We start from the raw sequence: 9,051 nt of genomic DNA, 5'->3' as shown, positions 1-9,051 counted from the left end.
CCTAGATCGTGACGTCCGTCGAGATGTACTCGATGGCGACCGGATTGGTGCCGTCGAAGAGCGCAGTGAAGTTGAACGTGGGGCGCACGACCGCAGGGCCGTCGACGGTCGGCGGCGCGTCGTCCACCTTGATCGCGGGCAGCTTGATCCGGAACGTCTCGTCGTAGGTGCTGGCGATGTTCGGGCCGATGAACTCCCAGACCAGGGACGTCGCCCCGTCGCTGGTGTGCAGGTCGTCGACCGTGGTCGCGACGTAGTCCATCTCCAGCGAGCCGGTGACCTTGACCAGGTCGTTCGAGATCGGCTGAGCCTTGAGGGCGGACTGGTTGGCGTAGAAGCGGTCGACCGCCTGCGGCCGCTCAATCTTCACACTGACCTTCCGGACACCGTCGAGTGCGGTCTCGGCACCGAAGGACCCCGTCTTCAGGCCCATCTGCCCGAAGTGGAACGGGGCCGCCGGCGTGTACGAGGCGACAGCCAGGGTCTGAGTCTCAGAGCAGTCCCGACCATCGATCTCGAACGTTGAGGTCAGCATGCCGCCGACCTCACAGGAGAACTCTGCCGAGACGACCTTGCAGCCCACGAACGACTTGTCCGTGACCGTGCCTGTGGTCAGCGGGATGCCGGCCTGGATCGCCAGGCTCTTGCCCCACGTGTCCGCCAGGGTGTGGGTCTGCAGATAGGCCGACGTCGCACCCTGCTGGACCGGGGTCACCGTGGTGCCCATGAGCGCTTGGAGTAGCAGGCCCATGCCCTTGTTGGCGACCTCCAGCTCGATCGAGCCGGACACCTCCCGCTGCGTAACGACGCGCCGCGACGACAGTGCCATCAGCCGGCCCGCCGCGATGCCCGCGCTCTGAGCAGTGGTCTTCTTGAGCACGATGGACTGCTTCGTGAACTCCGGGAAAACGGTAGGCGCCACGAACGTTCCGTAAGTCACCTCAGCCGCGATGCCGATCTGTGCACCGAGACCGGATCCGATAGCCATCGGTCAGCCCTCCTTCGCTGCGGACTTGGCCGCGGTCTTCTTCGCGGCACCCGGTTCCTCGACCGGCTCCCACGCAGTGGTCTGGCAGACGTAGCCTTCGAATCGCTCGTCAGGAACCTCGACAATCTGGTCGGGCTGGATCTCACGGCCGCCGAGCTCCGGCACGGTGACCGGCTCCGGGCCGATGAAGCGCACACGCGCCATCGCTATCTCCTTCGGTGGGGTGAGTGATCAGATGCGGGCGAAGTACGTAACGGTGAAACCGACGCCTGCGCGGGTGCCCTGGTCGGTGTTGTTCTGGCGGAGGGAAGCGCCTGCAACCTGCGACCACTGGACGACACCGTTCAAGGTCGGGGCCTCAGGGAAGGCGTCGCTGGCGCGAAGGGCGTCCTCGACGACGGCCAGAAGCTCAAAGGCCCGCTGCCGCCGCGGCCGGATGTCCGAGTCTCCGGACCAGCAGTCGATCCAGCAGGGGATGACTCCGTTCTCGTCGCGCCGCCGCGCACCGATGTACGCGAAGTCCTGGAGCATCGAAGCGCTCTCACCCTCACCCGGCTGGTAGCCGATGCACAGCTGGTCGGCATCGGACTGATCGTCGACCGGCGGCCCGTCGACAATCTGCACCCCGGACAGCGCGGGTGCGGCCCGCAGAATCTCCAGGAGCGCGTCGATCGCCGCAGGTACGGCGGAGGTCGCCATCAGCCCACCCCCGGCGGCAGTCGGTGCGGCTCCATCAACTGCAGCGCCCTGTTCGGGACCGCATATCCGAAGCCCTGCACGGGTTCGTTGACGTCAAAGTCGCCCGTGCCGAGCTGTGGCCGCTGGGGACCCTGCTTCGTCTGCCACAGGTGCCTGAGGATGATCCGGGCCGCCGACGTGAGCGCGGCTGGAACGATCCGGCGGCCAGCCGTGTACGTCACGACCATCGGGCCCGTGAGCATCCCGCCATCAAGGCGCCGGACGATCCCGGTACCCGGGTCAAGGTCGAGATCGGCCGTGGCGTACCCAGTCCCGCCGGTGTACAGCGCGGTCACCGAGACGAGCTCGATGGCCGGGATCGCGCGGAGGGCAACCGAGGGCGCGCGACGGAGATCGACTCGCTCGGTGACGGTCCTGACGACGACCGGGCCGCACAATCCCTCGATTCCTGCGGTGATCGATTCGATCCAGGACCGCAGCTCGTCATCGTCGGATGACGACGACTTGCTGAGGTGAGTCTTGGCGTCGGCGAGCGACAGAATCCCTGGCGGAGCCGCCTCTCGCACGTCGAAGCTGTCGGTGTACGCATCGGCCGGGCCGGTGAATACCCAGCGGATCACGTGCCGTCCGGCTTGCACCGTCGGGTAGTCGACCCGGTACTGGCCTGTCCCCGACTCGGAGGCGATCGGGTTGGCGCTCGTGCCGTCCGGCAGGGTCACGGTCACCGTGACCCCCGTGGCGGTGGTGAGGGTGCCGCTAGGGTCCCGGCACTCGGCGGTCAGGCGCGCAGTCGCGCCAAGGTCGAACGGCACCGCTCACCTCCGATCGCTACTGGCCAGGTCCGTCCTGGCCCGTCTCCGGACTCTTCGCGGCCGCCTTCTTGACGGGAGGCCGGCCGACCGAGCGCCTCTCGCCCGGCCCCGCCGTGGCCTGCTCGACACTCCGGCCCATTCCTGCGACGTGGTCCTCGATGCTGCCGAACAGCGCTTCCCGCCCGGTCACTACCGGGTCGGAGTCGTCGATCAGGTCGCCGGCGTTCACCAGACGGGGCGCCCCGTCGATGTAGGCGACGAATGACGACTTGGCCCTCTTGATGGCCATGCCTGCTCCTCTCAGACCTTGTCGGCGGTGTCGCCCAGACCGTGCGGTCCCGGGCTCTTCGCGCCCTTGCGCGTGCCGTGATCGGCAGAAGCGCGTCCACGCTTGGCGGGCCGCTCCTGCTCCTCGCCGACCTCGGGGCCGTCGATCTGCTGCGGCTTTGCCGGGAAGTCCTCCAGCTTCGGCCGCTGGTCCCCGGTCCGGTTGTCCAGCCGGGGGTCGATCTTCGGATTGTCGGCATCGACGGCGAGAGCACCGGTATTCAGCTGCCCGTCCGCCTCCTTGGCGCGGACGGAGGGCCCGGTCGAGGCCTCCGGAGCCGTCTTCGCGGGGGTCTTGGTCTCGTCCTTCTCGGGCATGACTTGCCTCCTTGGCAGCAGGGGCCCCGCCCAAAGGCTGGGCGGGGCCCTCGCACGGCTGGATCAGACGGTGGTCTCGAGGTTGAGCATCCGGAACGCGCCGTCGTTGACGCTGTCGGCGCCCACGCGGTAGTAGGCGTACCAGCCGCGCTGGCCGGTCGGACGGCGGTTCGCGCCCACGAGATGCGGGATGAACTCCACCGTCATACCGACACGGTCGGCGATGACGTAGTTGGAGAAGTCGCCGTAGACGGCGATGTAGTTGTCGCCCGCCGCGGCGGTGTTCCAGCTGGCGTCCATGTCCTCGGACTCCAGGGCGGGACGGCCCAGAAGCATGGGCGGCACGTCGGCGCTGATCCGCTCCCACATCTGGGCGCCGCCGTTGGTGTCGAACTGGCGGACCAGGTTGTAGATGCCGCGGTTCGCCAGCCAGGAGGCGTTGGAGCGGTACCGGGCGGGCAGCGCACCGTCCAGCTTGTAGATGTCGGCGGCCGCGAAGGTCTCAGCCGTGGTGGTGGTGACCTCCGAGGAGGTGCCGGCCAGGGCGGTGACGATGCCGGTCGGCTGGCCCGAACCGGTACCCGTGACGAACGCGGCCGACTCCAGCACGTCCCGGCCGAAGGCCAGCAGGCGGGCGACTTCCTGGGTGACGTTGGCCTCGTCCTCCAGTGCCTCGATGGAGATGGGCACGAAGCCGGCCGCCTTGTACACCGGGATGGTGGGCTGGGCGAACGTGGTGGCGTCGTCGGAGACCTCGGTGGCCTCCGCGTCCCACGACCAGGCGACGGCGCCGGAGGACACGCCGTTCCACACGTCGCCGGTGGCGACGACCTGTCGGGCGACCTGGCGGATCTGGTTGCGGGATCCGTTGGCGGTGATGATGACCGTCGGGTCGAGCTGGAAGGGCACCAGGTAGCCGCCCGCGCTGTCCGTGAGGGACATGGCGCGCTCGAGGGCCTTCTGCTCGTCCGGGGAGATCATGTGGCCTCGGCCGGCCGCGACCTTGGACCAGGCGCGCAGGTACTCGGGGCTGGACGTGGCCAGGCAGAGCCGCGCGATGCGCGAGTCGCCGTCGTCCCACTGCTCGAGGATGTGCGTGGCGGTGGCGCGGACAGCGTCGTTGGCGCCGCCCATCTTCTCCACTGCGGACTTGGCGCGGGCCGACAGCTCGCGGGCGACCTGCGCCTTGCTCTGGCCGAAGGTGCGGACCTCGGACAGGTCCCACGGGTTGCGGAAGCGGCAGTCCTCGACGCTGTCGGGGTTGAGGATCGGGTCGGTGTCGTAGTCGCCCACAGAGCTGCCGCCGATCGCGCGGACCTGCGTGGCCGCGGGCCGGCGTTCGGTGGTCTTGGTGGCCGACCGCACCCGCTCGAGGGCCGACTTGCGCTCGAGCTGACGGCGGTGGCCGTCGACCTCGGCGAACTCGCGGGTGAGCTCGTCGAACGACGTCTCATCCTCAGTGGTGAGGTCGTCCTTCTCGCCGAGCCGCTCGAGCTCAGCCTTGATGTCGTTGAGCCGGATGACGGCCTGCGAGTGGGAGAGCTCCATCAGCTCTTCTCCTTCGAGTTGTCGATGAGCGCCAGCCGTTCGTCCATGAGCCCGGTGATCTCGCGGATCTGGGCCCTGAGCTCGGCGGTGCGCGGGGAAGGCGACGGGTGCCCATCGGCGGGCGGCGCGTCAGCGGGGCTGGGGGTCGGCGGGTGCTCCCGTTCGAGCGGCGCGCCGGAGGGTGTGGCATCGGGAATTGGCTGCTCGGGGAGCGAGCCGGTGGTGCGGTAGAGGAGCGCGGTCGCAACCTCGCGGCGCAGCTCCGGGTCGTCGGGAATCTGGGGGGCTGCGGCGTCCCGCGCGAGTGAGGCACGGATCTGGCGGGTCAGCTGGTCATCTGCGGCCAGCCCATCGGCCATGTCCCGGGCCCGGACGGACACCGAGGTTCCGGCGTAGGCGGGGAAGACGACCGGGCCGAGCTCGCGGCACTTCAGCTCGATCAGCTCGCGCTGGAGCGGTCCGCGGTCGCCCGGCTGCCACAGCAGGGGCCCGATCTCGTCGTCGCGGAGCACCTTGCCGGCGGCGTCGCGCCACTGCTCGCGGACGACCTCGAACCGGAACGACATGCCGTTCACGGACCCTTCGGCGATCGCGTCCCGGATGGGGCCCATCAGCCAGTTGTCCGTGATCCGGGCCTCGACGAACAGGCCCTCGTCGTCCTCGCGGAGGTCGACGATCGAGCCGATCGGGATCGACCCGATCAGCGGGTGCCGGCCATGGTCGAACTGCAAGACCGGGGTGGACTCGCGGATCGTCTTGCGGAACGCGCCCTTGCGGATCGTCTCCGTGAAAGCGCCCTCCCACGAGTCGATCTCCGTGCCCTGGCCGAACACGGCGGCGTACCCGCGCAGGGTCCGGCCGTCACCGTCCGGCTCGTCGTCGGCGCGCTGGAATGAGAAAGGCGCGGACCTGGTGAGGTCGCGCGCCGTGGGATGCAGCAGGGTGCCCATCAGGTCCCCTCCTCGGGTGGTGTGGGCGCGGTGGACGGCCCGGCTGTACCGGGGGCCTGGAGCTGGACGGAGAAGAGCCCGGTGTGCTCGAGCAGGGACCAGTCCTCGCCCTGCACGGCGCGCTGCACGGACTCCGGGGTGTAGCCGGCGTCCACGAGAGCGCGGATCGTGCGGGACTGGATGCCCTGGATCTCGGCGGCGTCCTTGCGGTCCTCGCGGAGGAAGGGGACGTCGCGGACGTCGTACCAGAGGCGCGTCGCCGGCCCCGGGGAGGCGAGCAGCGGCGCGAAGCTCCCGGCGGCGTTGCCCCACAAGGGATGGATGGTGCCGTCGGCGAACCGGCGGCGGGCCTGCCCATAGTTGGAGTACGTGGCGGCCGCCAGGCCCTCAGAGAAGCCGAGGATGACCGGCGGGACGCCGGCGGCGGAGGCGATGCGGGTCTCACCGGCGCCCTGGACCTTGGCGAAGTCGAGCTGCTGGAAGTCCTTGCCCACGACGCTGACGTCGGCGCCACCGCCCAAGTACAGGGTCTTGTAAGCGTTCTCGATGCCGCGGTGCCCGCTGTCCATCTTGGCCTTGAAGGCGGCGAAGGCGTCCGGGGTGACCTCGCGGTCGAGCTTGACCACCAGGTTCGGCGTCGCGGCGTTCTCCATGAACTTCCGCTTGTGCGCCGACATCAGGTTGTCGTTCTGCGTCTCCCGGAGAACCGGGGTCAGCCACGACATGCCGCGGTACGTCGCCAGCGGGTCCGGGACCGGCGCGAAGTGCGCGACCTCGTCCGGCCACAAGAACACCGGGTCAAAGCCGGGCTCCTGGTACAGGTAGCCGTACCGGCGCCAGCCCAGCTGGCCGCCATGGACGTTCCGGCGCTCCAGGACGATCTGAACCCAGTCCGGGCGCATCCGAACCATCTCAGGGCCGTCACGCGTCCAGTAGCTGTTGCCCGCCAAGTCAGCGTCCTGGACGACTCTCGCCAGCAAGTCCTGGGTGGTTCCGCCTATCCACGGCGTCTCCAGGATCGACAGCTCGGTGTTGCCGAACATCTCGCTGGGACGACCATGGTTCAGGCGCTGCCACGTGAACCGAGACGACGAGAACACGGACTGCCGGGCCACCATGCACGCCCAGACGATCGGGTTCGTCGCAAACAGCGTCGCGTACCCCGGAAGGTCCCCCGGCGCCTTCTCCGCAGCCTGTCCGGGCTGTGTCTGCGTGATCCCAAGTTCGGACCAGCCACCGTAGCCGAGGGACTCCTGAAGAAGCTGGGCGTAGTCGTCGATCGTCGAGATGGACCGGCTGTCGGCGCCGGGGCGAAGAGACCTCCACAGGCTCGTCATGAGCCCTCACCGCCCACGTCCGCCACGAGCATGCAGTAGGCCGAGAGAAGGACCCCGCCGACAACCAGGGCGGCCGCCAGGCCGAGCGCGAGCCCCGCGCCGAGCGCGACCATGCCACCGCCGGCCAGGACGCCGCCACGCGCCCGCGCCCGACGAGTCAGTCGAATGCGATCCACGGCTCCACCTCCTCCGGCTTCTCTTCGATCTCCGCGCTCAGGCCCCAGCGGGCGAGCGTGACGCCCACCAGAGGGCTGATGTCGACCCCGACACCGCGCCGGGCCCACGCCCAGGCCTCGCCCAGGTCGCGCTTCCTGGCACCCGCGAGCGCGACGGACAAGGGCGCCTGACCGATGTGCACCAGCTGCTGTGAGACCACCGCGTCGTAGAACTGGCCGGTCGCCTGGGCCACGTCCCGCGCCTTCGGCGTGACGACCTCGATATCGAGCGTCTCCTCCAGCTCCTTGATGAAGGAGCCGGCCGGACTGGACGGGTCGATGACCCAGCAGCGTGGCGACCAGCGTTCGTGCAGCTCACGAGCCCGGTCGATGACCCACTGGGTGCCGGGCCGGTTCTCGATGACCTCGACGTGCACGACGGCGCCGTTACGGCCGGCCATGCAGATCGAGGTATGCGACCGTTCCGGGGTGGTGTCGATCGAGAAGGTGAGCGGATCCTCGGCCTGACTGTCACCGTCGGTGAGCGCGTCCCAGACGTCCTTACCGATGACCGACCAGGCGTCACCGTCCTCGGACGGGTACTCGCCGACACCGAGCCGCTCTCGGGCGTACAGAGCATCGCCCAACGTCAGGCGTCGGTTCAGGGACTTCTCAACCTCAAGCCGGTAGCCGACAGCCGGATTGGCCTTCAGCAGGGAGTCGACGCTGTCGACCTCGTCATGCTGGTCGCAGCCCTGCGAGCACTCCTTGACGTGGGGATCGATGGACCATTCGAAATATGCAAGGGTCGGGTCCGGCGAACCCGTCTCCAGCGCTTTCAGGGACCGCTTCCTCAGCCGGCCAAGCTGAACCGAGGGAGCGCCGATGCCGGCTGAACCTAGGTACCAGAGCTGGCTGTTGGCGACCGCGTCTGTGGTGGGCGCCAGGGCCGCCATGGCAGCGTCGTCCAAGACCATGCACTCGTCGAAGATGACGCAGTTGGCGGTGAACCCACGTCCCGAGCCGCTGGAGCGGGCGATGTACCGCAACTCGCGGCCGTCGTGCAGGATGACGCCTTCACGACCGACGGTGCGGACATACGCTTTGACGCGTTTGTGCAGGTCAGGGCACCCCTTGATGAGTCCTTCGATGCGGTCTCGCGCGTTCAGGACGGTCTTGAATTCGTGAGCAGAGAGAAGGATCTGCTTCTCACGGCCGATGAACAGACCCCACAGGACCCGGGCCTCGATCAGTGCGCCCTTGCCGTTCTGCCGGGGCAGATTGATCGCGACCTCGGGAGCGACCCAGTCACCTTCCGCGGTCTCACCCATTGCGACCTTGAGGAGGTGCTGCTGCCACGGGTCGAGGCGGAGTCCCGCCCGGGCGGCAAGCTTGATGGCCTCGTCGCCCGCAGTGGAGGCGGCCCCCTCCGGCGCGGTCTCAATGCGAGGCCTCTGGGCGCCGTACAGGGGACGCTCAGCCGTGGAGCTTCCGGACTTCCGCACGGCGCGCTTCTCGTTCGCGAGTGAACTCATCGACGGCGTCCCCCTGCTCCTGGACGGGCGCAAGAGCGCGGAGACGGACCATGAGGGCGTGCAGCTTGTCAGCGAGAACGGCCTGGGCTGTCGGGGCATCGCTGGGTTGGATCTCGTCAAGCGCAGCGGCGAGTTTGAGGGCGAGAGCCGCCAGGCCAGGCGCCTCGACTCTGACCCCGAGTTGATCAAGCTCAGCACTCACCGCATCGGCGATCATGATCGACCCCCGTCACTTTCTGTAATGTTACGGAGAGTCGCTATTTACCCGGTTTGAGATTCCGGGTGATTAGCGTTCAAAAATGGCCGCGCAAAAAACTGGGCGACAAGGGCTTTTGGGTCGCTCACCTGCGGTTTTTCACGATGCCCAAGCACCCCCCTCCCT

The 9,051-nt window shown here is 68.5% G+C and carries 11 protein-coding genes; all 11 read right to left on the bottom strand.

All coding sequences use genetic code 11. From position 1 onward, the window contains the following. Nucleotide 1 precedes the first annotated feature (1 nt). Nucleotides 2-988, bottom strand: a complete 987-nt coding sequence (locus ACFWUY_RS33050; protein WP_384118500.1) for a phage tail tube protein — start codon at nucleotides 986-988, stop codon at nucleotides 2-4. A 3-nt stretch (nucleotides 989-991) separates the two neighbouring features. Then, complete coding sequence (locus ACFWUY_RS33045) at nucleotides 992-1,192, bottom strand: hypothetical protein (RefSeq protein WP_384118498.1); 201 nt, start codon at nucleotides 1,190-1,192, stop codon at nucleotides 992-994. A gap of 27 nt (nucleotides 1,193-1,219) precedes the next feature. Further along, on the bottom strand, nucleotides 1,220-1,687 hold the full coding sequence (locus ACFWUY_RS33040; protein WP_384118496.1) for a hypothetical protein: 468 nt from the start codon (nucleotides 1,685-1,687) through the stop codon (nucleotides 1,220-1,222). Continuing rightward, on the bottom strand, nucleotides 1,687-2,499 hold the full coding sequence (locus tag ACFWUY_RS33035) for a hypothetical protein (RefSeq protein ID WP_384118494.1): 813 nt from the start codon (nucleotides 2,497-2,499) through the stop codon (nucleotides 1,687-1,689). The genes ACFWUY_RS33040 and ACFWUY_RS33035 overlap by 1 nt, the downstream gene beginning before the upstream one ends. Before the next feature lie 16 nt (nucleotides 2,500-2,515). Beyond that, the gene (locus ACFWUY_RS33030) at nucleotides 2,516-2,788 is read right to left on the bottom strand and encodes a hypothetical protein (RefSeq protein WP_384118492.1); all 273 of its coding nucleotides are present in this window, start codon (nucleotides 2,786-2,788) and stop codon (nucleotides 2,516-2,518) included. Between the two features lie 11 nt (nucleotides 2,789-2,799). Then, complete coding sequence (locus tag ACFWUY_RS33025; RefSeq protein WP_384118490.1) at nucleotides 2,800-3,144, bottom strand: hypothetical protein; 345 nt, start codon at nucleotides 3,142-3,144, stop codon at nucleotides 2,800-2,802. 63 nt (nucleotides 3,145-3,207) lie between these two features. Continuing rightward, complete coding sequence (locus tag ACFWUY_RS33020) at nucleotides 3,208-4,692, bottom strand: phage major capsid protein (protein WP_384118488.1); 1,485 nt, start codon at nucleotides 4,690-4,692, stop codon at nucleotides 3,208-3,210. Continuing rightward, nucleotides 4,692-5,642, bottom strand: coding sequence for an HK97 family phage prohead protease (locus ACFWUY_RS33015; protein WP_384118486.1), 951 nt, complete (start codon nucleotides 5,640-5,642; stop codon nucleotides 4,692-4,694). The genes ACFWUY_RS33020 and ACFWUY_RS33015 overlap by 1 nt, the downstream gene beginning before the upstream one ends. After that, on the bottom strand, nucleotides 5,642-6,979 hold the full coding sequence (locus tag ACFWUY_RS33010) for a phage portal protein (protein WP_384118484.1): 1,338 nt from the start codon (nucleotides 6,977-6,979) through the stop codon (nucleotides 5,642-5,644). Before ACFWUY_RS33010 ends, ACFWUY_RS33015 begins: the two co-directional genes overlap by 1 nt. Then, nucleotides 6,976-7,155 carry a hypothetical protein gene (locus ACFWUY_RS33005; RefSeq protein WP_384118482.1) on the bottom strand — a complete coding sequence of 60 codons (180 nt, stop codon included), beginning with the start codon at nucleotides 7,153-7,155 and terminating at the stop codon, nucleotides 6,976-6,978. The genes ACFWUY_RS33010 and ACFWUY_RS33005 overlap by 4 nt, the downstream gene beginning before the upstream one ends. Further along, nucleotides 7,137-8,669, bottom strand: a complete 1,533-nt coding sequence (locus ACFWUY_RS33000) for a terminase (RefSeq protein WP_384118480.1) — start codon at nucleotides 8,667-8,669, stop codon at nucleotides 7,137-7,139. The genes ACFWUY_RS33005 and ACFWUY_RS33000 overlap by 19 nt, the downstream gene beginning before the upstream one ends. Between the last annotated feature and the right edge of the window lie 382 nt (nucleotides 8,670-9,051).

The organism is Streptomyces sp. NPDC058664, from assembly GCF_042716635.1.
Classification (GTDB): Bacteria; Actinomycetota; Actinomycetes; order Streptomycetales; family Streptomycetaceae; genus Streptomyces.
Note: the sequence above shows the minus strand (reverse complement) of the source record. Positions and strands in the feature narration are given on the sequence as shown.